The following is a 23551-nucleotide window of genomic DNA, read 5'->3' as shown; positions in this document are numbered from 1 at the left end:
ATGGTTTAACATCTGACTAAATTTTCGCGGAATGGACGGTTCGATTTGCAAACTGCGATTGTGCGCAAAAGTGATATGGAAAACTGGAGATGACGGAAGCTGTAGCCTTTGGCGCCCGCCTCCACAAATGTCATACTAAATCGTTTGCATAATCGGGTATGCTGTCGTGACAAACCGATCCGGCCATCGGCATGGGTTTTGCTGATTGATCGGCAGATGAACATGGTCTCTTCATCCGTACCCGAGGATCAGAGCAATGCGTGACAATGGCTCGATCACCAACAAAGAAGTCGAACTGGCAGAAGGTCAACTTCTGGTTTCTCGAACCGACACGAAAGGACGCATTGTCTTCGTAAACAAGGCGTTCGTGGACATCAGCGGCTTTACCGAAACGGAATTGCTGGGCTCTCCACACAATTTGGTTCGCCATCCGCATATGCCGAAGGAAGCGTTCGCCAATCTTTGGGAAACGATCAAGGCGGGGCGGCCCTGGGAAGGGCTGGTCAAGAACCGCTCAAAGACTGGGGACTATTATTGGGTGAAGGCCAACGTCACGCCGGTGACGGAGAACGGCCAGATCACCGAATACATTTCCATCCGTTCCAGGCCGTCGCGGGAGGCGGTCGCCGAGGCCGAGCGCGTCTACGCCGCGATCCGTTCCGGTACCAGCCATAACGTCGCCCTGGCGGACGGCGAGATCGTCCGCCGCAGCGTCGGCGGGACGATCCGCACGGGCGCCTACAGCGTCGCCGGACGGCTCGCCGCCGCCTTCACCGTCCTCATCCTGGTCATGGCCGGTCTCGGCGCGCCGGACCTGGTGGGGGTGAAGCTGTCGGGCGCCTTCGCCGCCGGGCTGATGCTGTTCGGCATCCTGTTCGCCATTGGCGCCGGCTTCGTCATTTTGAACACGATGAAGCGCCCGCTCGGGATGGTGGAGCTGCATCTCGACGCCATCGCGCGCGGCGACCTGATCGCCAGCATCCCCAGCTCGGGCGTCGCCGAGTTCAAGCGCATCCGCTCGCAGCTCAACGCGGTCAAGGCCAAGCTGAGCTACGCCATCCAGGAGCGCAGCGAACGCCACCGCCAGACCGAGGAGGAGCGCATCGCCGCCATGCTGAGGATGGCCGAGACGGTGGAGCGCGAAGCCAGCCACGCCGTCGAGCAAGTGGCGTTGCGCACCGGCGGCATGAGCCAGGACGCCGACGGCATGGCCGGCGCCGCCGAGCGCGTCAGCCTGAACGCGCAGAACGTGTCGGCCGCCGCCGAGCAGGCCCTGGCCAACGCCCAGACGGTGGCCTCGGCGACCGAGGAACTGGCCGCGTCGATCCGCGAGATCTCCTCGCAGATCGCCCATTCCAGCGCGGTGACCCGCCACGCCGTGGCGACCGGCCATCACACGCAGGAGACGATCCAATCGCTGTCCAACGCGGTCGGCCGCATCGGCGACGTGGTGAAGCTGATCGACGACATCGCCAGCCAGACCAACCTTTTGGCGCTCAACGCCACCATCGAGGCGGCCCGCGCGGGGGAAGCCGGCAAGGGTTTCGCGGTGGTCGCCCAGGAGGTCAAGAACCTCGCCAACCAGACCGCCCGCTCGACCGAGGAGATCACCCAGTTGATCGCCGAGGTGCAGGGCGTGACCGGCACCGCCGTTGGCGCGGTGGCGGAGATCGGCAACACCATCGGCGAGATCGACCAGATCACCGGCGCCATCGCCGCCGCGATGGAGGAGCAGGCCGCTGCGACCCAGGAAATCAGCCGCAACGTGGTCGAGACCTCGAAAGCCGCGCAGGAGGTGTCGTCGCGCATCGCCGCCGTGTCGCAGGAAGCCGAACAGACCGGGGCGCAGGCCGCCCATGTCCGCGCCGGGTCGGGCGATGTGGCGCACAGCATCGAGGCGTTGCGGCAGACGCTGGTCCGCGTGGTGCGCACCTCCACCGAAGAGGCGAATCGCCGCCGCAAGCCGCGCTACCCGGTGAACCATAGCGGCTCGGTGCAGGCCGGGGGGCGCCAGTGGACCACGCGGGTCATCAATCTGTCTCTCGAAGGCGCCATGCTTGCCGGAGCGACGGACATCGGCACCGCCGATCGCGGGTCGCTCACGCTCGATGGGTTCAGCGTCCGTGTTCCCTTCACGGTGCGGGGCCTGGGCGACAACGCCGTCCACGTGAAGTTCGACGAGGCGGATCCGGCGATGGTCGCGTTCCGGGAAACCTTCGAACGCCTGACCAAGAACCTGCAGCCGCTCGCCGCCTGACGGCCTGGCCCTTCGGTATGCGTTAGGGTGCCCTTCTGCCCTTGGGGGGAAGGGCCTTTTTTTATGCCTGTGCAAAGGGCCAGGGTGGGGGCAAAGCCTACCCGACCGGCCGGTTCGTTCCGTTGGGAACGCGCTCCAGCTCCGCGAACAGCCAGTCTTGAAAACTGCGGAGCTTCGGCAGTTCGGCTCGGGATTTCAGCAGGTTGACGGTGTAGCCCTGCACCTTCAGCCCCTCCGTCCCGAAGGGGGCGACCAGCCGCCCGGCCTCCAACTCGCGCTGGACCAGCAGCAGGCTGTCCAGGCACACGCCCAAGCCGTCCACCGCCGCGCTGATCGCCATGAAGGAGCGGTCGAAGCGCAGGCCGCGCGTGATGTCGAGCTTCACCTTGCGGTGCTGCCGCATCCAGTCGCGCCAGCCGACGAGGCAGGCCTCACTGTGGATCAGGTGGTGATGGCGCAGATCGCCGGGGCTGCGGATCGGGTGCGCCCCCTCGGCCAACTCCGGGGCGCAGAGCGGGACGATGGTCTCGGGCGGCAGGGGCAGCACCAGCGTTCCCGTCGGCTGCAAGCGGGTGCCGTAGCGGATGTCGAGATCCACCGCCTCCGTCGTCAGGTCGGCCGGCGTCGTCGAGGCGTTCAGCCGCACGTCGATGTCCGGGTTCAGCGCGCTGAAGCGGGCGAGGCGCGGCATCAGCCATTGCGTGGCGAAGCTGGGCGTCGAGTGAACGGTCAGGATGTCGCTCTTTTCCGTCTGGCCGACGTTGCGGGTGGCGAGGTCGATCCGGGCGAAGGCGGCGGTGATCTCCTCGGCGTAGCGCCGGCCGGCGTCGGTCAGGATCACCGCGCGGTGGACGCGGTGGAACAGCCGGACGCCGATGTCCTCCTCGAGAATTTTGATCTGGTGACTGATTGCTGACGGGGTCACCAGCATTTCCTCCGCCGCAAGCGCGAAGGAGGAGAGGCGGGCGGCGGCCTCAAAGGCTTGCACCGCCTTCAAAGAGACACGATGCGGCATCGCACCATCACATGAATTGAGTTCACCTATCCGGCTTTATTATTCGTTTGAGCCACGGACGGCAAGGAAATAGGATTATTTCAAGCCGCCGAGACATTTTCATGCGACGCGGCGCTCCAGAAATAAAAGCGGTCCGACCGATTCGGACAAAACCGCGCGATCGCCGTCGCCGAACCCCGTGCGACGCCCGAACGCCGGATCCCCGAGTGGTGGGCCCGAATTGGTGGACCAAGGGAGACCCCGTGTGAACACGACCCCCATAGGGCACAACATCACGCTCGCCGAACGCGCCTACCGCATCCGCCGCAACGCCCTGCTGATGGGCGAGGTGCAGGGGCAGGGCTACATCGGGCAGGCGCTCGACATCGCCGACGTGTTGGCCGTCAGCTATTTCCACGCCATGAGCTACCGTCCGGAGGATCCGGACTGGGAGGAGCGCGACCGCTTCATGCTGTCGAACGGGCATTATGCCATCGCGCTCTACGCCGCGCTGATCGAAGCCGGTATCGTTCCCCAGGAGGAGCTGGAGACCTACGGCAGCGACGACAGCCGCCTGCCGATGTCGGGCATGGCCAGCTACACGCCGGGCATGGAGATGTCGGGCGGCTCGCTCGGCCTCGGGCTCAGCCTCGCGGTCGGCCGCTGTCTGGGGCTGAAGCGCAAGGGGTCGGCCTCGACCGTCTACACGCTGTTCTCGGACGGCGAGCTGGACGAGGGATCGGTCTGGGAAGCGATCATGTCGGCGGCCCATTACAAGCTCGACAACCTGATCGCCATGGTGGACGTCAACAACCAGCAGGCCGACGGCCCCTCCACCCAGGTGATGGCCTTCGAGCCGCTGACGGACAAGCTGAACGCGTTCGGCTGGTTCACCCAGCGGATCGACGGCAACGACATGGACGCCGTGGTCGCCGCCTTCGACGCGGCCAAGGCGCACCCCGAGGCCAAGCCCCGGATGATCATCTGCGACACCAAGATGGGCAAGGGCGTGCCCTTCCTGGAAGCCCGCGAGAAAAACCACTTCATCCGCGTGGACGCGCACGAATGGCGGCTCGCCCTCGACGCGCTGGACGCCGGGAGGAATGCATGAGCGCGCCGAACACCCCCGCCGCCGGAAAGCCCAAGCTGAAGACCTCGGCGATGATCGCGTCGATCGCCGGCGAGGGCCAGCGGACCAAGCCCGCCCCCTTCGGCCACGCGCTGGTCGAGTTAGCGCGCAGCCGGCCCGAGATCGTCGGCATGACCGCCGATCTGGCCAAATACACCGACCTGCACATCTTCGCCAAGGAATACCCCGACCGCTTCTACCAGATGGGCATGGCGGAGCAGCTGCTGATGGGCGCGGCGTCGGGCATGGCGCATGAGGGGATGATGCCCTTCGTGACGACCTACGCGGTGTTCGCCGCGCGCCGGGCCTACGACTTCATCCATCAGGCGATCGCCGAGGAGAACCGCAACGTCAAGATCGCCTGCGCGCTGCCCGGCCTGACCTCCGGCTACGGCCCCAGCCATCAGGCAGCCGAGGATCTGGCGCTGTTCCGCGCCATGCCGAACCTGACGGTGATCGACCCCTGCGACGCGCTGGAGATCGAGCAGGCCGTTCCGGCGATGGCCGCGCACCAGGGGCCGGTCTACATGCGGCTGCTGCGGGGCAGCGTGCCGCTGGTGCTCGACGAGTACGACTACAAATTCGAACTCGGCAAGGCCAAGCTGCTGCGCGACGGCAACGACGTGCTGGTGATCTCGTCCGGCATCATGACGATGCGGGCGCTGGAGGTGGCGACCGCGTTGGCCGTCGACAAGGTGGACGTCGGCGTGCTGCACGTTCCGACCATCAAGCCGCTCGACACCACGACCATCCTGCGCGAGGCCGCCAAGACCGGCCGTCTGGTGGTGGTGGCCGAGAACCACACCGTCATCGGCGGCCTGGGCGAGGCGGTGGCCGGCGCGCTGCTGCGCGGCGGGGTGACGCCGATCTTCCGTCAGATCGGGCTTCCCGACGAGTTCCTCGACGCCGGCGCGCTGCCGACCCTGCACGACCGCTACGGCATCTCGACCGACGCGATGTCCGCCACCATCAAGGGCTGGCTGGGCTGAGATTCTCTCCCTCTCCCATCCCTGTGCTGAAACCCTCTCCCCCCGGGGAGAGGGCAGGGTGAGGGGGACGCACAGCGACCGTCCAACGGCACCAACCGCCGACCCGACTCTTTTCCGGCCTCGGGCCGCAACGCCCCCTCACCGGCCCTGCGGGCCACCCTCTCCCCAGGGGGGAGAGGGCTATGGAGAAGCGGGCGGCATCTTCAAGAATTCACCCAAAAAGGGAACCCAATCGTGCAGCAATCCTCTCTCCTGGACGGCAAGGTCGCCGTCATCTCCGGCGCCGCCTCCCTGCGCGGGATCGGCATGGCCACCGCCCGCCTGTTCGCCGAGCACGGCGCCACCATCGCCATCCTCGACCTCGACGGCAAGGCGGCGGCCGAGGCGGCGGCGCTGATCGGCCCCGCCCATCGCGGCTATGCCTGCAACGTCACCGACCGCGCCGGCTGCCAGACGGCGGTCGATCAGGTCGTGGCCGAACTGGGCGGCGTCGACATCCTGATCAACAACGCCGGCATCACCCAGCCGGTCAAGACGCTCGACATCGACCCGGCGAGCTGGGACCGCATCCTCGACGTGAACCTGCGCGGCGTGCTGTACCTGTCGCAGGCCGCCATCCCGGCGATGAAGACGCGCGGCGGCGGGGCCATCGCCTGCATGTCGTCGGTCTCGGCCCAGCGCGGCGGCGGCATCCTCGGCGGCCCGCACTACTCGGCGGCCAAGGCCGGCGTGCTCGGTCTCGCCAAGGCGATGGCGCGCGAGTTCGGCCCGGACAACATCCGCGTCAACTGCGTCACCCCCGGCCTGATCCAGACCGACATCAACGCCGGCAAGATCAGCGACGACAAGCGCGTCGAGATCCTGGCCGGCATCCCGCTGAACCGCCTGGGCGACCCGCGCGACGTGGCCGGCGCCTTCCTGTTCCTGGCCTCGCCGCTGTCCTCCTACATCACCGGCGCGGTCATTGACGTCAACGGCGGCATGCTGATCCACGGCTGAGGCCGAAAGCGCAACGGAGAACCAGGATGTTGGACGTCGTGGACAAGCAAAGCCCCGGAACCGCCGGAACAATCGGCTTCGTCGGGCTGGGCGCGATGGGCCTGCCGATGGCGAGGAACCTTCTGGCGCGCGGTTTCGCGGTGCGGGGCTACGACCTGCGGGCCGCCGCTGGGGAGTCCCTGGCCGAGGCGGGCGGCCACCCCGCGTCCAGCGTCGCCGACGCGGCCGCCGGTGCCGACACGCTGATCCTGATGGTCGTCAACGCGGCCCAGGCGGACGCGGCCCTGTTCGCGCAGGGCGGGCTGGACGCCCTGCGCTCCGGCGGCACCGTCGTGCTGATGTCGACCTGCCCGCCGACCGCCGTGGAGCGGCTGGCCGAGCGGGTGGAGGCGGCGGGCCGCCGCTTCGTCGACGCTCCGGTCTCCGGCGGCATGGTCGGGGCCGTCGCCGGCTCGCTGACCATCATGGCCGCCGGCCCCGCCGCGACGGTGGCCTCGGTGCGGCCGGCGCTCGACGCGCTCGGCAGCAAGGTCGTCCATGTCGGCGAGCGGCCGGGGCAGGGCGCCATGGTCAAGACGGTCAACCAACTGCTCTGCGGCGTCCACATCGCCGTCGCCGCCGAGGCGCTGTCGCTGGCCGGCAAGGTCGGCATCGACGCGGGCGTAATGCTCGACATCCTCGGCGGCTCGGCGGCGTCGAGCTGGATGCTGCGGGACCGCGGCCCGCGCATGGTCCAGGCCGAGCCTTCGGTGACCAGCGCGGTCGACATCTTCGTCAAGGATCTGGGCATCGTGCTGGAAGCCGGGCGGGACATCAAGGCGGCGCTGCCGCTGGCGGCGGTCGCCCACCAGATGTTCCTCGCCACCTCGGGGCGCGGCGACGGCGCCGCCGACGACAGCCAGGTGATCCGGGCCTACAAGGCCCTGAACGGCCAGGGCTGAATAAAGGTCAGACCTGATACCGGACCCGGCCCGCATCGTCTCTTATCGTCATCACACCACGAAAAAAACGGGAGGATTGTTGCCATGACCACGCGTTCCACCACCAGGGCCACGACCCGCGCCGGCATCTCGCGCCGCACCCTTCTCGCGTCGGGCGCCGCGCTGTCGGCCGTCGTGCCGCTCTGCGGGATCCTCTCGCGCCCGGCGTCGGCCGCCGAATTCTCCTACAAGATGGCGACGGGCCAGGACCCGACCCATCCGGTCAACATCCGGGCCCAGGAAGCGCTGAACCGCATCCGCGAGGCCACCGGCGGCCGGCTCGACATCGCGCTGTTCCCGGCCAACCAACTGGGCTCCGACACCGATCTGCTGGGTCAGGTGCGCAACGGCGGCGTCGAGTTCTTCAACCTCTCGGCCTCGATCCTCGCGACCCTCACCCCGGTCACCGGCATCGTCAACACCGGCTTCGCCTTCGCCGACTACGACACCGTCTGGAAGGCGATGGACGGCGAGCTCGGCACCCACATCCGCGCCCAGATCGCCAAGTCGGGCCTGATCACCGCGTCGCGCATCTGGGACAACGGCTTCCGCCACATCTCGTCCTCGACCCGCGAGATCCGCACGCCCGACGACCTGAAGGGCTTCAAGATCCGCGTGCCCCCCGCGCCGATGCTGACCTCGCTGTTCAAGGCGCTGGAAGCCGGCCCGACCCCGATCAACTTCAACGAGCTGTACTCCGCCCTCCAGACCAAGGTGGTCGAGGGGCAGGAGAACCCGCTGGCCATCATCGCCACGGCCAAGCTCTACGAGGTGCAGAAGACCATCAGCCTGACCGGCCATGTCTGGGACGGCTACTGGATTCTCGGCAACCGCCGCGCCTGGGAAAAGCTGCCGGCCGACCTGCGCGCGGTGGTGGAGAAGGAGCTCGACCGCTCGGCCTTCGAGCAGCGCGCCGACATCGCCGGGCTCAGCAACTCGCTCCAGCAGGATCTGAGCGGCAAGGGCATCACCTTCCTGAAGGCCGACGCCGACGCCTTCCGCGCCAACCTGCGCAAGACCAGCTTCTACGGCGACTGGAAGACCAAATACGGCGAGGAGGCGTGGGGCCTGCTCGAAAAGTCCGTCGGCAAGCTGGCCTGATCCGATGGCCAGCACGCACCACGCACCCGCGGTGCCCGGCGGCGGCGCCGCCACCACACCGCATCGCTGGGCGACCGTCCTCGACGGCGTCCTCGGTCCCCTCGTGGAAATACCCGCCGCCCTGCTGGTGGTGGCGGAGATCGTCGTCCTGCTGGCCGGCGTGGTCAGCCGCTACCTGCTGCACAGCCCGCTGGTGTGGTCGGACGAGTTGGCCTCCATCCTGTTCCTCTGGCTGGCGATGCTGGGTTCCGTCGTCGCCTTCCGCCGGGGCGGGCACATGCGGATGACGGCGCTGGTCGGCATGGCCTCGCCCCGCATGCAGGCCTTCCTCGAAGCGGTGGCCATCGCCGCGCCGCTGGCCTTCCTGCTGCTGGTGATCGGTCCCTCCATCGAGTTCGCGGAGGAGGAGACCTTCATCACCACCCCGGCGATGGAGCTGACCAACGCGTGGCGCGCCGCGGCGCTGCCCGTCGGTTCGATCCTGATGGCGGTGGTCGCCGTGCTGCGGCTGATGCAGGTCGCCGACTGGCGGGTGGCGGCCGGCGCCCTGGCGGCGGTCGCGGCGGTCGCGGCGCTGTTCCTCGGGCTGGAGCCGGTCTTCCGCGGCCTTGGCAACCTCAACCTGCTGGTCTTCTTCGTCGGGTTGGTCGCGGTGTCGGTGCTGGCCGGGGTGCCCATCGCCTTCTCCTTCGGGCTGGCGACCTTCGGCTACCTTGCGCTCACCACCAACACGCCGCTGCTGGTCGTCGTCGGCCGCATGGACGAGGGCATGTCGCACCTGATCCTGCTGTCGGTGCCGCTGTTCGTCTTCCTCGGCCTGTTGATCGAGATGACCGGCATGGCCGCCGCGATGGTCGGCTTCCTCGCCAGCCTGCTGGGCCATGTGCGGGGCGGTCTGTCCTACGTGCTGGTCGGCGCCATGTACCTCGTGTCGGGCATCTCCGGCTCCAAGGCGGCGGACATGGCGGCGGTGGCGCCGGTGCTGTTCCCCGAGATGAAGGCGCGCGGCGCCAAGGAAGGCGATCTGGTGGCGCTGCTGTCGGCCACCGGCGCGCAGACCGAGACCATCCCGCCCTCGCTGGTGCTGATCACGCTGGGGTCGGTCACAGGGGTGTCGATCTCGGCCCTGTTCACCGGCGGCATGCTGCCGGGCGTGGTGCTGGGGATCACCCTGTGCGCCGTGGTCTGGTGGCGTTACCGCAGCGACGACCTGTCCAACGTGCGGCGGGCGACGCGCGGCGAGATCGGGCGCAAGCTGCTGATCGCCTTCCCGGCCATAGCCCTGCCCTTCGTCATCCGGGCCGCCGTTGTGGAAGGGGTGGCGACGGCGACCGAGGTCTCCACCATCGGCATCGTCTACTCCGTCGCCGCCGGCTTGCTGATCTACCGCCGCTTCGACTGGGCGCGGCTGAAGCCGATGCTGATCGACACGGCGTCGCTGTCGGGCGCCATCCTGCTGATCATCGGGGCGGCGACCGCCATGGCTTGGGCGTTGACCCAATCGGGCTTCTCCGGCCAGTTGGCCCGGACGATGGCGGCCCTGCCGGGCGGGGCGATCATGTTCATGGTCACCTCCATCGTCGCCTTCATCATTCTGGGCAGCGTGCTGGAAGGCATCCCCGCCATCGTGCTGTTCGGCCCGCTGCTGTTCCCCATCGCCCGCCAGATGGGCATCCACGACGTGCACTACGCGATGGTCGTCATCCTCGCCATGGGCATCGGGCTGTTCGCGCCGCCCTTCGGCGTCGGCTACTACGCGGCCTGCGCGATCAGCCGCATCCACCCCGACGAGGGCATGAAGCCCATCGTCGGCTACATCCTGGCGCTGATCGTCGGTTTGATCGTGGTCGCGGCGGTGCCGTGGATCTCAATCGGCTTCCTCTGAGGGTGCGCACTTCCCCCGCCGCGTCCGCTTCCGGGCGGTCGGCGGGGGATTTTTCCAGGCACCTCCTTTTCTCTTCCTCCGATCCGAACAAACGCGCCGTGCCCCCCTTGAGCGACGGCGAACGGGAGATTTTTGCCATGCCCACCGTCGATCCCCGGCTGATGGCCAACGCGATCCGGTTCCTGTCCATCGACGCCATCGAGCGCGCGGCGGAAGGCCACCAGGGCGTCCCGCTCGGCATGGCGGAGATCGCCACCGCGCTCTACGGCCGGCACCTGAAGTTCGACGCCGCCGATCCGCTGTGGCCCGACCGCGACCGGGTGGTGCTGTCCAACGGACACGGCTCGATGCTGCTCTATGCGCTGCTGTATCTCACCGGCAACCCGCGCATCACGCTGGATCAGGTCAAGAGCTTCCGGGAATTCGGATCCCACTGTGCCGGCCACCCGGAATACGACCCGCCGGCCGGCATCGAGGTCACCACTGGGCCGCTGGGGCAAGGCATCGCCAACGCCTTCGGTATGGCGCTGGCCGAGGCCCATCTCAACGCGAAGTTCGGCTCCGGCATCGTCGATCACCACACCTACGCCTTCGTCGGCGACGGCTGCCTCCAGGAGGGCATCGGGCAGGAGGTGATCTCGCTGGCCGGTCACCTGCGACTCGGCAAGCTGGTGTTCTTCTGGGACGACAACCGCATAACCGACGACGGCGGCACCGAGCTGTCGATCAGCGAGGACGTGGCCGAGCGCTTCCGCGTCGCCGGCTGGCACGTGCAAAAGGTGGACGGCCACGACCATGAGGCGGTGTCCAACGCCATCGCGGCGGCCCGCGGGGATCCGCGCCCGTCGATGATCGCCTGCCGCACGATCATCGCGCGCGGCATTCCCCGCTTACAGGGCCTGCGCGGCGGCCACAGCGCCCGGCTGTTTCCGGAGGATCTGGCCGCGACCCGCGCGGCGCTGGACTGGCCACACGGCCCTTTCGCGGTGCCGGACGACGTGCTGGGCGCGTGGCGCGCCGCCGGTTCGCGCGGCGTTCCTGAGCGCGCGGCGTGGCGGGAGCGCGTGCTGGCGCTGCCTCCGGCCGACCGCGCGCTGTTCGAGCGCATCCAGGCCGGCGGCCTGCCCGAGGGCTGGCGCGACGTGATCGCCGCCTACAAGACGCGCGCGGCGGAGACCGCGCCGGAGCAGCCCTCCGTGCAAAGCTCCGGCGAGGTCGTCGCCCTGCTGACCGACCTGTTCCCCGAGATGGTCGTCGCCTGCGCTGACTTGGAGGCGCCGACCAACCACAAGCGCCACCTGACCGCCTTCACCGCCGAGGACCGCAACGGCGCCTACGTCCATTGCGGCGTGCGCGAGCATCTGATGGGCGCCATGGCCAACGGCATGGCCGCGCATGGTGGGGTGGTGCCGCTGAGCGTCACCTATCTGGCCTTCTCCGACTACGAGCGCCCGGCGATGCGCATGGCGGCGCTGATGGGTTTGCCGGTGCGCTTCGTGTTCAGCCACGATTCCATCGGCATCGGCAAGAACGGCCCGACCCACCAGCCGGTCGAGATCCTGGCCTCGCTGCGCGCCATGCCGAACATGCTGGTGCTGCGCCCGGCCGACGCGGTGGAGACCGCCGAAGCCTGGGAGATCGCCCTGGAGCACCGCAGCGGCCCCAGCACGCTGGTCTTTTCCAAGCAGCCTTTGCCGGCGGTGCGCCGCGTCCATGAGCCCGGAAACCGCGTCCGGCGCGGCGCCTACGTGCTGGCGGAAGGCGAGGGCGGGGCGCGGCGGGTGACCCTGCTGGCCACCGGGTCGGAGGTCGCGGTGGCGCTGGCGGCGCGCGAGCGTTTGCAGGCCGAGGGTGTTCCAACCGCCGTGGTGTCGATGCCCTGCTGGGAGCTGTTCGATCGGCAGGACGCGGCGTACCGCGACGCGGTGCTGAGTATCGGCACAGTTCGGGTCGGGGTGGAGGCGGCGCTGCGCTTCGGCTGGGACCAGTATCTGGGCATCGATGGCGGCTTCGTCGGCATGACCGGCTTCGGCGCGTCGGGGCCGGTGGACCGGCTGTTCGAGCATTTCGGAATCACGCCGGAGGGCGTGGTCGCCGAGGTGAAGCGGCGGCTCTGATAAGGTTGCGGCGCTCTCCCTGCCCCTTCCCCGCCTTCGGCGGGAGAGGAAACTGCTGTAGCCCTCCCGCAAGGCTCCCGTCTCCTCTTCCGCACAGCGGGGGAGGGATGGGGAGGGGGCATCCACCGTCCATACTCTCTCAACGTCCACTCCCGAGCCCCCCATGCACAAGATCGTCATCCTCGACCGCGCAACGCTGGCCCCGCAGATCCGCGTGCGCCGCCCCGCCTTCGACCACGAACTGGTCGAGCACGCTCACACCGCCCCCGACCAAGTGGTCGAACGCCTGACCGGCGCCACCATCGCCGTCACCAACAAGGTCCGATTGACCGTCGAGGTGCTGGAACGGCTTCCCGACCTGAAGTTGATCGCCGTCGCCGCCACTGGCACCGACTGCGTGGACACGGCCTATTGCCGGCGCCACGGCATCGCGGTGTCGAACATCCGTGGCTACGCCGTCAGCACGGTGCCGGAGCACACCTTCGCCCTGATCCTGGCTTTGCGCCGCAGCATCGTCGGCTTCCGCGAGGATGTGCTGAACGGCGAATGGCAGAAATCCGGCCAGTTCTGCTTCTTCAACCACCCGATCCGCGACCTGCGCGGCGCCCGCCTCGGCATCGTCGGCGAGGGCGTGCTGGGCCAGCGCGTCGCCGAACTCGGCCGTGCCTTCGGCATGATCCCGCTCTTCGCCGCCCACAAGGGCAAGAGCGGCCTCGGCCCCCTCTACACGCCCTGGGACGAGGTGCTGGAGACCAGCGACGTCATCACCCTGCACAGCCCGCTGACACCCGAAACGCGTGGCATGATCGGCCTGTCCGAATTCCGCCGGATGAAGCGCAAGCCGCTGATCGTCAACACCGCGCGTGGCGGTCTGGTGGTCGAGGCCGATCTGGTGGCGGCGCTCGACGAGGGGCTGATCTCCGGCGCCGGCTTCGACGTGGTGGAGACCGAGCCGCCCGCGCCGGCCAACCCGCTGATGAGCGTCGCCGGCCGTCCCAACGTGATCGTCACCCCGCACGTCGCCTGGGCATCTGACGAGGCGCAGCAGAGTCTGGCCGACCAGTTGATCGACAACATCGAAAACTTCGCCGCCGGCCGGCCGAGCAACCTCGTGCCGTGAATCTGGATGGAACCATAACCTGTTCCGCCAGCCCCCATAACCTGTCACGTTGGACACATAAAATGATCCGTCCACAACCGCACTCCAACGCAACGGGCGAGGGCGCGGGACCGCTGTGAAAACGGTTCCAGCTCGGCAAACTTCGTTGTAAATTCCCGACGCTTTAAGAGTGCGGATCGGAACCGGTCTGCGATCAAGGCATATCAACGGCCTCAGCATGCCAGACCGGGGTTTTGATCGGCGCCGCGTTGTTGCACGGATAGGCGCGTTGTCGTAGGCCGCGGCCTCGTTTCCGCCTGGATCGCCCGCCATGCCCTACAAGGCCAATGCCGTTCGTCGCCATCACATTCCGCGGCCGAAGCGCAAAGTGACGAATTGGGCGCAGTACGCCGCCGCCTTGCGTCAGCGCGGCAGCCTCACGGTCTGGGTCAGCGAGGAGGCGATCAAGCAGTGGAAGGCGGCGCCGCGGACTACACCGGGCGGGCAGCCGAGCTATTCGGACCTGGCGATCACCACCGCGCTCATGCTGCGCGCGGTGTTTCGTCTGGCGCTGCGCCAGACCGAAGGGCTCCTCGCCTCCATCCTCCACCTGCTCGGCCTGGATCTGCCGGTGCCGGAGCACTCGACCCTCGCCCGCCGCGCCCGGACGGTGACGCTGGCGTCATTACCGCGGTCGGCCGGCGGGCCCATCCACCTGCTGGTGGACAGCACCGGGCTGAAGCTATGGGGGCCGGGCGAATGGCTGATCGAGAAGCATGGCACCAAAAGGCGGCGCTCCTGGCGGGCGCTGCATATCGGCCTGGACGCCGCGAGTGGCCGGATTGTCGCGGCCACGCTGACGGACCGCGGTGTTGATGACGCCTCCCAAGTCGCCCCTTTGCTCGATCAGATCTCCCAGCCCGTGGCCTCGGTGACTGGGGATGGCGCGTATGACCGGACCGCGGTCTACGCGTCGGTCCACGAACGCCATCCCGACGCCGCGGTGGTGGCGCCGCCCCGCCGCGACGCCGTGCTCAGCGACACCGCCACCACGTCACCGACCCAACGCGATCGCCACATCCAGACGATCACGGAGACGGGCCGGATGGCGTGGCAGCGGACCAGTGGCTACAACAAGCGGGCCGGCGTTGAGAGCCAAATGGCGCGTTGGAAGGGCGTCCTCGGCGACACGCTGCGCTTCCACTCCGATCAGGCGCAAGCCACCGGGGTCATTGTTGGCGTCGCGGTCCTCAACCGCATGCTCGATCTTGGACGCCCGAACTCCGTCCGCGTCGCCTGAGCAACGACCGGCTGGGGCGATTTCTTGCCCTCATCACCTCCATGCAACAGCCCATCTCTTGAGTTAAATCGGGCGATCAGGGCGCTTCCGACCGTCCACAGCGCCGCCCAGCCATCCATGGCGCCGCGCAGGCTGAGGCGGGTGATGAGGTCGCTCCACCAGGGCATGAAGAGTTCCTTGCTGGGCTCCGTTCGCTCTGCGTTCCTCGGTGGTTGCCAACGCTGCCGAATGAATTCCGAGAAAATTTCGAGCGACCATGGATAGTAAATTGATTTAACTGAATAAAATTTCAATGCACCGTGCAGACCATGCATGGATCGAAAGACCGGACGATGTGCTGGACCGATAGTGGCGAGGCCTCTCCCGGACGCACCGGGGCACCGACCAGCGCTTGTTCCAGAGGTCCCGGCACGCCGTCCAGGTCGCGGGGGGAGAAGTTCCAGGTGGTGGGGGCGATGATCTGGTAGCCGGCGATCCTGCCATGCTCCACCCGCAGCCAATGGCCGAGCGCGCCGCGCGCCGCCTCGGTCAGGCCGATGGACTGGGCGGTGTCCGGCATTCCACCCTGGACGCACCAGGGACCGGCGAGGTCCAGGCCGCGCAGCCATTGCTCCATCGCGCGGGTGGTTCGGGCCTTCTCTAGCAGACGGGCGACGACGCGGCTGTGAACGTTGGCGCCGTCGCGGGCGACCAGCGCACGGACCAAAGGGTGCCCGTCGATCAACTGGCGCGCGATGGCGCCGGTCTCGAAGGGGCGGCCGGAGAGGCGCGGCGCCTTGCACCAAGTGTAGCCCTCCTCGTCGGTGCCGTCGGGAACGGTCGATCCGACGAAGGGGGCGTGCGGGCGGTCCTGCCCGGCCATGCGGCTGAAGCGGTGGTGCTCGGCGACCTCGCCCGGATCATAGGCGGCGTCCCGGCCGTCGGCGAAAACGCCGCGCCGGTAGAGATGCCCGCCGTCCGGCGACGGGTAGGCGCCATGGCTGAGGAAATGGTCGTAGGCGCGGCCGAGACGGGGCAGTTCCAGATCCTCGGCGATCTCTAGGAACAGGCGGAAATCGCCTTCCGGCCCGGCCGTGCGCCAGCGGTCGAGATCCTCCGGCGCCGCCAGATCCAGCACCGCGTCCAGCGGGGCGCCGAACAGGCTGGTTTCCAGGAAACGGCGGAAGGCGCCGACGATGGCCAGCAGCCGCACCCGGTCGCGGGCGTCCACCGCGCGGGCGACGCCGCCCGGCTGGAGGGTCAGGGTGTGCGGCCACTTGCCGCCCATCAGCCCCAGGATGTGGAACAGCTCGGTCCGCGCCGCCATCGCCCGGCGGACGCTGGTCCCCTGCGCCGCCTTGAACCGCGCCTCGGCGCGGTCGAACCAGGGACGGTCCGCGTAGGCGCTGCGGGCGAAGTCGGGCATGAAGAACAGGTGGAAGTGGGTCAGATGGTCGGCGATGTTCTCGGTCGCCGTCATCAGGTTGGTCGCCAGCAGCCCGTTGCGCGGGACCGTCAGCCCCTGGATTCCGGCCAGCGCCAGCGCCGCCGCATGGGATTGCGACACCGAGCAGATGCCGCAGATGCGCGGCGCCACCACCAGCGCGTCGAGCGGGTCGCGGCCCTCCAGAATCCGCTCGAACCCCCGGAACAACGGGGAGTTCACATAGGCGGCCGACACGGCACCATCGGCGATCTCCAGCCGCACCTCCAAGTCGCCCTCGACGCGGTTGAAGGGGCCGACGATCAGGCGGCGCTTGGTGTCCTCGGTCCCGGTGTTTTGAGGCACGGCGGTTCAGCTCTTGTTGGTGTTGCGCACGGTCGGGGGCACGACGATGCGGTCGGCGGCGGCGTTGCGGCGCACGCGCTCCGGCGTTGCCGCCTTGGCGAGCGAGGCCAGCGCCACGAACCACGCCTTGGGCATGTCGGTCGGCAGGCCGATGGGGATACCAGCGAATTTTGGGGTCTGCTGGAACGGATGCCCCGGCTCCTCGAAGCCCGGCGCCGTGCAGTTGATGCAGGCGTAGCCGCCGCGCGTGCAGGATCCCTCGCCGTTCCACAGCCGCGTGTTGCAGTCGGCGTGCGCCTGGGTGCCGAGGCATCCCATATGCTCCATCAGACAGCCGAGGTCCGAAGGCTTCTCGGCGCTGGCCTTGTACTCGTAATACTCGTTGCGGGGGCAACCATGATGGACGAGGTGGTCGGCGTAGAAGCGCGGGCGCTGGTAGACGTCGAGGTCGCCGGATGCCAGCGTGTCCTCGGCCAGCAGCATCAGCGTCTCCGTCACCCAGTTCGGATGGGTTGGGCAGCCGGCCACGTTGATCACCGGCAGGCCGGAGCGCGTACGGAACTCCCCGCCCAGCGCGCCACCGCGCCGGGCGCCGTCGTACTGGAGGCCGCAGGCGTCGGTGATGTTCTCGCCCGCCGCCGTGATCCCGCCATAGGCGGCGCAGGTCCCGACTGCCACGACATGCCCGGCCATGGCGGCCAGCGCGCGGACCCAGTCGATCGTCGGCCGCCCGGTGCCGGCCAGCACATGGAAGCGCCCAGTGCCGTTCGGACCGCGCAGCAGTGAGCCTTCGACGCACAGCACGTCCAGCGGCTCCGCCCCCGACAGGATGCGGTCGAACAGGGCAACGGCCTCGGCCCCGGTTTCCTCCGACAGGCTGGGGTGCCAGAGAAGCCGAATGTTCGCGGCCTCCAGCACCGTGAGCAGATCAGGCGATTCGGCGCAGAGCAGCGACATGGTGCAGCCGCCGCAGCCGCCCGATTGCAGCCACAGTACCGACAGCGGGCGGTCTCTCATCGGCTGGAATCCTTGGCGGCGGCTTCGGACCGGCCGGCGGCCGGCAGGGTCAGCGTGAACAGGGCGCCGCCGTCCGGGTGGTTGGCGGCGGTCAGGGTACCGCCATGGTCCTTGACCAGTTGGTAGCTGATCGACAGCCCCAGCCCGGTCCCCTTGCCGACCGGCTTGGTGGTGAAGAAGGGGTCGAACACCCGCCCCAATATCTCGTCCGGAATGCCGTGGCCGGTGTCCCGGACGGTGATGGTCACCGTTCCATCCTGCTGGCGGGCGTGCAGTTCCAGCCGCTTGGCGCGCGCGGCGGCCATGGCGTCGACGGCGTTCTGGACGAGGTTCATCGCGACCTGATGCAGATGCCCTGGATGGCCGGCGATGTCCAGCGTGTCGGGCAGGTCGAAGACGACGGCCAGATCGGGCGTCTGCGCCTTGGCGACCCAGTTCACGGCGGAGCGCAGCAGGGCGGCGGCGTCGAAGCGCTCCGAAGCGTGCTTCTGCTCCGAGGAGAAACGGCGCAGCTCGGCGACGATGTCGCGCACGCGCTCGGTCCCCTCCAGCATGCCGTCCAGCGTGGCGGGCAGGTCGGAGCGGGCGCGGTCGATGCGCAGGTCCCGGCGCAGGGCCGCGAGGTCCTCGGGCGAAGCGCCTTCGTGCACCTTGTCGAGATAGGCGGTGAGCCGGTCCACGTAGCGGCGCAGCGCGTGGGCGTTGCCGTAGACGAAGGAGATCGGGTTGTTCAGTTCATGCGCCACCCCGGCGACGAGGCGGCCGAGGGAGGCCATCTTCTCCGAATGGACCAACTGCTGCTGTGTCTGCTTCAGCCCCTCGTGCGCGGCGGCCAAATCGCGGTAAGCGCGGCGCAGCTCGCCGATGGGGCGGCCGACCAGCACCAGCCCGATGGCGTGACCGCGCTGGTCGTAGCGCACCGTGCTGTTGACCGACACCGGGAAGGGGCCGGTGGGACCGCGCAAGGACAGCTCCACATCGCTGCCGCCCTCGCGCTGGAGCGCCGCCGCGCACAGCCGCGCGAAGGCCGCGTGAGAGCCGGGATCGAGGAAGTCCGGCAGCGGCCGCCCAGCCAGATCGCGGCTGGGATGGCCCAGCGCGCGTTCGGCGGCGGGGTTGCTCTGCTCGATCCGGCCATTGCGGTCGCAGGCGATGAGCACGTCGGTCATCGACCCCAGCACGCTGGCGATGAAGGCCTGCGCCTCCTCCAGCTCGGCGTTCTTGCGTTCCAGCTCCACCTGCTGCGAGACGAGGTTGGCGTAGGTCTCGTCCATCTTCTGGATCACGTCGATCCAGGCACTCTCGGCGTCGGCGTCCGACAGCAGGCCGGGCAGGGAGAAGGGCTGGGACAAGGGCGCGTTCATCGGGAGGACAGGCCTTGCGGATGGCTGAGCCGGATTGTTGGCAGATCATTCTGTCATGGCACTCTATCATGGCGCTTCCGGCCGGTGCGCGGAATCCCGTTTATCCGGCGATGGGGCTGTGTTTAGCTTTTCGCGGATGGTGGCTCCGGGCGGTGGCGGGGAAGGCGGATGGCGGTGACGATCAAGCTCGACCGGCACGAAAGGGGCATCCTGGCGGCGTTGCAGGACAACGCCCGCTTGACCATGCAGGAGCTGGGGGAGGCGGTCGGGTTGTCGGCCTCGCCCTGCTGGCGGCGCGTGCGGTCGATGGAGGAGATCGGCGTGATCCGCCGCTACACCGTCCATCTCGACCCGCGCAAGCTGGGGCTGGGCGAATGCGTCTTCGCCCACGTCACTTTGGAGCGCCACAAGGAGAACGCGGTCGATCAGTTCGAAACCGCCATCGCCGCGATGCCGGAGGTGCTGGAATGCTTCGCCGTCACCGGCGAGGCGGATTACCTGCTGCGCATCGTCGTGCCCACCACCGAGGATTACGGACGTTTCCTCAGCGAACGGATCTTCTCCATCCCGGCGGTCGCGCATGTGAAGTCCAGCGTGACCCTGAAGGAGGTGAAGTTCGAAACCCGCCTGCCGCTAACCCACCTCGACTGAGATCGTCAACGCGTTGGCCAGCGCCGGGGCGAGGTCGCCGGCCCCGACCACCGTGACGCGGCCAAGCCCCAGCCAGCCGGCCAGCCGCCGCAATTCGACAGCCAACGCGTCGGCCACCGGGCCATGCGCCGCATCCGGCTCGGCGTGGGCGGCCTGGATCAGCAGTGTTCCGGCCTTGCGGTCGGATTTCAGGTCGACTCGCGCGGCGATCCGCTCGTCCATCAGGAAAGGCAGCACGTAATAGCCGTGTTCGCGTTTTTCGGCCGGCGTGTAGATCTCCAACCGGAAGCGAAGGCCGAACAGCCGCTCGGTGCGCTGGCGCTCCCAGATCAGCGAGTCGAACGGCGACAGCAGGGCGCGAGGGCCGACCTTGCGCGGGCGGCGTGCGTCGGGGGCGAGGTAAGCGGGCTTCGCCCAGCCCTCCACCGTCACCGGCAGCAAATCGCCCGCCTCGACCAGTTCGGCGATCCGCAGCCGCGCGTCGGCGGGATCGAGCCGGTGGTAGTCGCGCAGGTCGCGTTCGGTGGCGATGCCGTGGGCGCGGGCGGCGATGCGCAGCAGGGCGCGCTGGGCCTCGGCCTCGTCCGGTGTGGGCGTGGCGAGGACGGTGGCGGGCAGCACGCGTTCGGGCAGGTCGTAGAGCCGTTCGAAACCGCGCCGCCCGGCGGTGGTGAGCAGCCCGGCCCAGAACAGGAACTCCACCGCCCGCTTGCCGTCGCTCCAGCCCCACCAGCCGCCTTGGCCGCGCCCGGCCTCCGACAGTTCCGAAGCGCCCAGCGGCCCGCGCGCCGCCACCTCGGCCAGCACCGAATCGATGTAGGGGCGGCGCTCGGCGGCGAAGCGCGCCAGCTCGCCATAGATGCCGTCGCCGCGCTCGGCCCGCGCCATGCGCCAGCGGAACAGGGGCTGCTGCTCGACCGGGATCAGCGACGCCTCGTGGCCCCAATACTCGAACAGGCACCGCCGCTTGCCGCCATAGGCGAGCCGGTCGAGCAGTCCGGCCTCGTAGGCGCCGAGCCGCGAGAAGAGCGGCAGGTAATGCGAGCGGACCAGCACGTTGACGGAATCGATCTGCACCAGTCCCAGCCGCCCGACCATCTTGCGGACATGGCGCGCCTCGACCGGCGCGGTGCCGGCGGAAGGGGAAGCGGCGAAGCCCTGTGCGGCGATGGCGATGCGGCGGGCTTCGCGGAGGGACAGCGTATCGGGGCGCGGCATGGGGCGGGGGCCGGACAGGGAGCGGGGCGGACACGATACAGGAGAAAACAATCATGATCACGGAGGTTGCCCGATACGCGGCGGGCACGGAGCCGATCCTCCGAAGATCAAGGGTGTCATGCGGCCAGCGGTGGCTTGATCATGAACGGTCGAGACCGGAGCGATCGATGCCGGCCCGCCAAGCCGCGAGCCAGCCGAGCCCCTCCTCGGTCCGTCCCCTCGGCCGGTATTCGCAGCCGATGAAGCCGTCATAGCCGGTGGTGGCCAGGATCTCGAACAGGTAAGGGTAATGGACTTCGCCGCTGTCCGGTTCGTGCCGGTCGGGCACTCCGGCGATCTGGACATGGTCGGTGAGGTCGGCGTTGGCGCGGATGCGGGTGGCGAGGTCGCCCTCGCTGATCTGCGCGTGGTAGAGGTCGAGCTGCAGGCGCAGGTTCGGTGCGCCGACCCGCCCGATCACCTCCCTGGCCAGGGTGGTGCGGTCCATCAGGTAGCCCGGCATGTCGCGGGTGTTGATCGGTTCGACCAGCAGGGTCAGCCTGGCGTCCAGGCAGGCCGAAGCGGCAACGCGCAGATTGCCGACATAGGTCTCCAGCGCCATGGCGCGGTCCAACCCCGGCGGGACGATGCCCGCCATGCAGTGCAGGCGCCGGTTGCCCAGAGCGCGCGCGTAGGCGATGGCGCGGTCCACGCCCGCGCGGAACTCCGCCTCGCGTCCGGGAAGGCAGGCGATGCCACGCTCCCCCGCCTCCCAATCGCCGGGCGGCAGGTTGAACAGCGCCAGCGCCAGGTTGTTGGCGTTCAGTTCCGCCGCCAGCGTTTCGGCCGGAAACCCGTAGGGGAACAGGAACTCCACGGCGTCGAAACCGGCTGCGGCCGCAGCGGCGAAACGCTCCGGAAAGGGGCGTTCGGTGAACAAAAGGCTCAGGTTGGCAGCGAAGCGCATCGCTATGGCCCTTGCGTGTCGTGGTGGTCCCCGCGATGGGTTGTGGTCCATCCCCCCATCGGCGTCCAGCGCCGCATCGACTCCCGGGGACATGGAGGTGGCGGCGGCGAGCGGCATCGGGTAGAGACGGCCGGGTTGCCACGGACGGACGTCATGATCGCTATCCCCGTCGACCATACCTGCCCGGCGCTCGCCTTCTGTCGTTGGAGCGGCGAGCCTTGGGCCATGCTGCTCGACAGCGCCGCCCGGCATTCCGACCATGGGCGCTACAGCTACATCGTCGCCGATCCCGTCCGCACCGTCGAATCCGTTGACGGGCAGGTGCTGGTGGACGGCGTTCCGGTGGGCGGCTCACCCTTCGACGCGCTGGCGGGCCTGCTGGCGGCTTACGACCCGACACCCGGCCTCGCACCCGTTCCCTTCACCGGCGGCGCGGTCGGGTTCCTCGGCTACGAGGCGGGTCGGTTCCTGGAAACCCTGCCGACCCGCCATGGCAACTTCGGCGGCCAGCCCGATCTCGCCTTCGGCCTCTACGACGTGGTCGCCGCCTTCGACCACGCGGAGCAACGCGCCTGGGTCGTCGCGTCGCGGCCGGAGGCGGAGGGCCGCGCCCGCGCGATGGCGACGCGTCTGGCCGACCCGATGCCACCGCCCGGCCGCGTGGTTCCCGCGCCCTGGCGCAGCGAGTTGACGCGCGATGAATACCGCGCGAAGATCGAACGGGTGCTGGCCTACATCCGGGCCGGCGACATCTATCAGGCGAACTTCACGCAGCGCTTCCTCGCCGACCGGCCGGCGGGGCTGGATCCCTACGCCCTGTTCGAGCGGCTGCGAGCGCTCAGCCCGGCGCCCTTTGCGGCCTTCCTCAACCTCGGTCCGCGCCTGTCCATCGCCAGCGCCTCGCCGGAGCGCTTCCTCCGGCTGGAGAGCGACGGGCGCATCGAGACCCGGCCGATCAAGGGCACGCGCCCGCGCCGCGCCGACCCTGCGGCCGACGCGGCGGAGGCGGCGGCCCTGCTGGCCAGCCCGAAGGACCGGGCGGAAAACCTGATGATCACCGACCTGCTGCGCAACGATCTGGCCCGCGTGTCCCGGATCGGCAGCGTAAAGGTCCCGGTGTTGTACGGGCTGGAGAGCTTCGCGTCGGTCCATCACCTCGTCTCGGTGGTGCGGGCGGAGCTGCGCCCCGGCCTCGGCCCGGTGGACCTGCTGCGGGCGACCTTCCCCGGCGGGTCGATCACCGGGGCTCCCAAGATCCGCGCGATGGAGATCATCGACGAGTTGGAGGAGGCACGGCGCGGCGCCTATTGCGGTTCGGTCGCCTGGATCGGCTTCGACGGCGCCATGGACAGCAGCGTCGTCATACGCACCCTGTCGGTGACGCCGGACCATGTGATCGCCCAAGCCGGCGGCGGCATCGTCGCGGATTCCGATCCGCAGGACGAGCATGACGAGATGATGGTCAAATTGCGCCCTTTGCTGCGCAGCCTGGAGGAGGTCTGGATGGAACCATAACCTGTTCCGCCAGCCCCCATAACCTGTCACGTTGGACACATAAAATGATCCGTCCACAACCGCACTCCAACGCAACGGGCGAGGACGCGGGACCACTGTGAAAACGGTTCCGGCTCGGCAAACTTCGTTGTAAATTCCCGACGCTTTAGAGCATCGCGCCTGAAATCTGAATCGGCGGTTGCGCTTGGGCCGCTGACGTGATTCACCATTGTTGGAGGTGGA

General features: G+C 68.7%; 18 protein-coding genes. 12 read left to right on the top strand and 6 right to left on the bottom strand.

Features of this window, described 5'->3' with window-relative positions:
* The first annotated feature begins 256 nt into the window (after positions 1-256).
* Positions 257-2257: a methyl-accepting chemotaxis protein gene (locus tag EJ913_RS22665; protein ID WP_127002157.1), complete on the top strand. Its 2001-nt coding sequence runs from the start codon at positions 257-259 to the stop codon at positions 2255-2257.
* Between the two features lie 97 nt (positions 2258-2354).
* On the opposite strand, the gene gcvA is transcribed toward EJ913_RS22665, so the two are convergent.
* Positions 2355-3272 (bottom strand): transcriptional regulator GcvA, encoded by a 918-nt coding sequence (gene gcvA, locus EJ913_RS22660; RefSeq protein WP_127002155.1) that lies wholly within the window; start codon positions 3270-3272, stop codon positions 2355-2357.
* A 244-nt stretch (positions 3273-3516) separates the two neighbouring features.
* Here gcvA and EJ913_RS22655 point away from each other — a divergent pair, with 244 nt between their 5' ends.
* The 9 genes from EJ913_RS22655 to EJ913_RS22615 all read left to right on the top strand — a co-directional run bounded on the left by EJ913_RS22655 (position 3517) and on the right by EJ913_RS22615 (position 14850).
* A complete protein-coding gene (locus EJ913_RS22655) occupies positions 3517-4362 on the top strand; it encodes a transketolase (protein WP_127002153.1) in 846 nt (281 codons plus the stop codon).
* Positions 4359-5369 (top strand): transketolase family protein, encoded by a 1011-nt coding sequence (locus EJ913_RS22650; RefSeq protein WP_244939461.1) that lies wholly within the window; start codon positions 4359-4361, stop codon positions 5367-5369. Before EJ913_RS22655 ends, EJ913_RS22650 begins: the two co-directional genes overlap by 4 nt.
* Before the next feature lie 234 nt (positions 5370-5603).
* Entirely contained in the window at positions 5604-6368 is a 765-nt protein-coding gene (locus tag EJ913_RS22645; RefSeq protein WP_127002149.1) for an SDR family NAD(P)-dependent oxidoreductase, read from the top strand.
* A 26-nt stretch (positions 6369-6394) separates the two neighbouring features.
* A complete protein-coding gene (locus tag EJ913_RS22640; protein WP_127002147.1) occupies positions 6395-7309 on the top strand; it encodes an NAD(P)-dependent oxidoreductase in 915 nt (304 codons plus the stop codon).
* A gap of 84 nt (positions 7310-7393) precedes the next feature.
* The gene (locus EJ913_RS22635; RefSeq protein ID WP_127002145.1) at positions 7394-8449 is read left to right on the top strand and encodes a TRAP transporter substrate-binding protein; all 1056 of its coding nucleotides are present in this window, start codon (positions 7394-7396) and stop codon (positions 8447-8449) included.
* A gap of 4 nt (positions 8450-8453) precedes the next feature.
* Complete coding sequence (locus tag EJ913_RS22630) at positions 8454-10334, top strand: TRAP transporter large permease (protein ID WP_127002143.1); 1881 nt, start codon at positions 8454-8456, stop codon at positions 10332-10334.
* A gap of 137 nt (positions 10335-10471) precedes the next feature.
* Complete coding sequence (gene tkt / locus EJ913_RS22625) at positions 10472-12451, top strand: transketolase (RefSeq protein WP_127002141.1); 1980 nt, start codon at positions 10472-10474, stop codon at positions 12449-12451.
* A 163-nt stretch (positions 12452-12614) separates the two neighbouring features.
* A complete protein-coding gene (locus tag EJ913_RS22620) occupies positions 12615-13571 on the top strand; it encodes a D-2-hydroxyacid dehydrogenase (protein ID WP_127002139.1) in 957 nt (318 codons plus the stop codon).
* A 310-nt stretch (positions 13572-13881) separates the two neighbouring features.
* The gene (locus EJ913_RS22615) at positions 13882-14850 is read left to right on the top strand and encodes an IS5 family transposase (RefSeq protein ID WP_127002137.1); all 969 of its coding nucleotides are present in this window, start codon (positions 13882-13884) and stop codon (positions 14848-14850) included.
* Positions 14851-15139: 289 nt separating this feature from the next.
* Here the strand turns inward: EJ913_RS22615 and EJ913_RS22610 are convergent, their stop codons facing one another.
* Genes EJ913_RS22610 through EJ913_RS22600 form a run of 3 tightly spaced genes read right to left on the bottom strand, consistent with a single transcriptional unit; the run spans position 15140 to position 18999 of the window.
* Positions 15140-16618 (bottom strand): nickel-dependent hydrogenase large subunit, encoded by a 1479-nt coding sequence (locus tag EJ913_RS22610; protein WP_244939460.1) that lies wholly within the window; start codon positions 16616-16618, stop codon positions 15140-15142.
* A 6-nt stretch (positions 16619-16624) separates the two neighbouring features.
* Complete coding sequence (locus tag EJ913_RS22605; RefSeq protein ID WP_127002135.1) at positions 16625-17635, bottom strand: NADH-quinone oxidoreductase subunit B family protein; 1011 nt, start codon at positions 17633-17635, stop codon at positions 16625-16627.
* Positions 17632-18999 carry a PAS domain-containing sensor histidine kinase gene (locus EJ913_RS22600; protein ID WP_127002133.1) on the bottom strand — a complete coding sequence of 456 codons (1368 nt, stop codon included), beginning with the start codon at positions 18997-18999 and terminating at the stop codon, positions 17632-17634. The genes EJ913_RS22605 and EJ913_RS22600 overlap by 4 nt, the downstream gene beginning before the upstream one ends.
* Before the next feature lie 168 nt (positions 19000-19167).
* Between EJ913_RS22600 and EJ913_RS22595 the strand changes: the two genes are divergently transcribed.
* The gene (locus tag EJ913_RS22595; RefSeq protein WP_127002131.1) at positions 19168-19650 is read left to right on the top strand and encodes an Lrp/AsnC family transcriptional regulator; all 483 of its coding nucleotides are present in this window, start codon (positions 19168-19170) and stop codon (positions 19648-19650) included.
* On the opposite strand, the gene EJ913_RS22590 is transcribed toward EJ913_RS22595, so the two are convergent.
* Both EJ913_RS22590 and otnI read right to left on the bottom strand, forming a co-directional pair.
* Complete coding sequence (locus EJ913_RS22590) at positions 19633-20868, bottom strand: winged helix-turn-helix domain-containing protein (RefSeq protein WP_127002129.1); 1236 nt, start codon at positions 20866-20868, stop codon at positions 19633-19635. The genes EJ913_RS22595 and EJ913_RS22590 overlap by 18 nt on opposite strands.
* 139 nt (positions 20869-21007) lie before the next feature.
* Positions 21008-21814: a 2-oxo-tetronate isomerase gene (gene otnI, locus EJ913_RS22585; RefSeq protein ID WP_127002127.1), complete on the bottom strand. Its 807-nt coding sequence runs from the start codon at positions 21812-21814 to the stop codon at positions 21008-21010.
* Between the two features lie 153 nt (positions 21815-21967).
* On the opposite strand from otnI, the gene pabB reads away from it, so the two are divergent.
* A complete protein-coding gene (gene pabB / locus EJ913_RS22580; RefSeq protein ID WP_127002125.1) occupies positions 21968-23329 on the top strand; it encodes an aminodeoxychorismate synthase component I in 1362 nt (453 codons plus the stop codon).
* Positions 23330-23551: the final 222 nt, after the last annotated feature.

This window comes from Azospirillum doebereinerae (genome assembly GCF_003989665.1).
Lineage (GTDB): Bacteria > Pseudomonadota > Alphaproteobacteria > Azospirillales > Azospirillaceae > Azospirillum > Azospirillum doebereinerae.
This window is presented reverse-complemented; position numbering and strand designations above follow the sequence as displayed.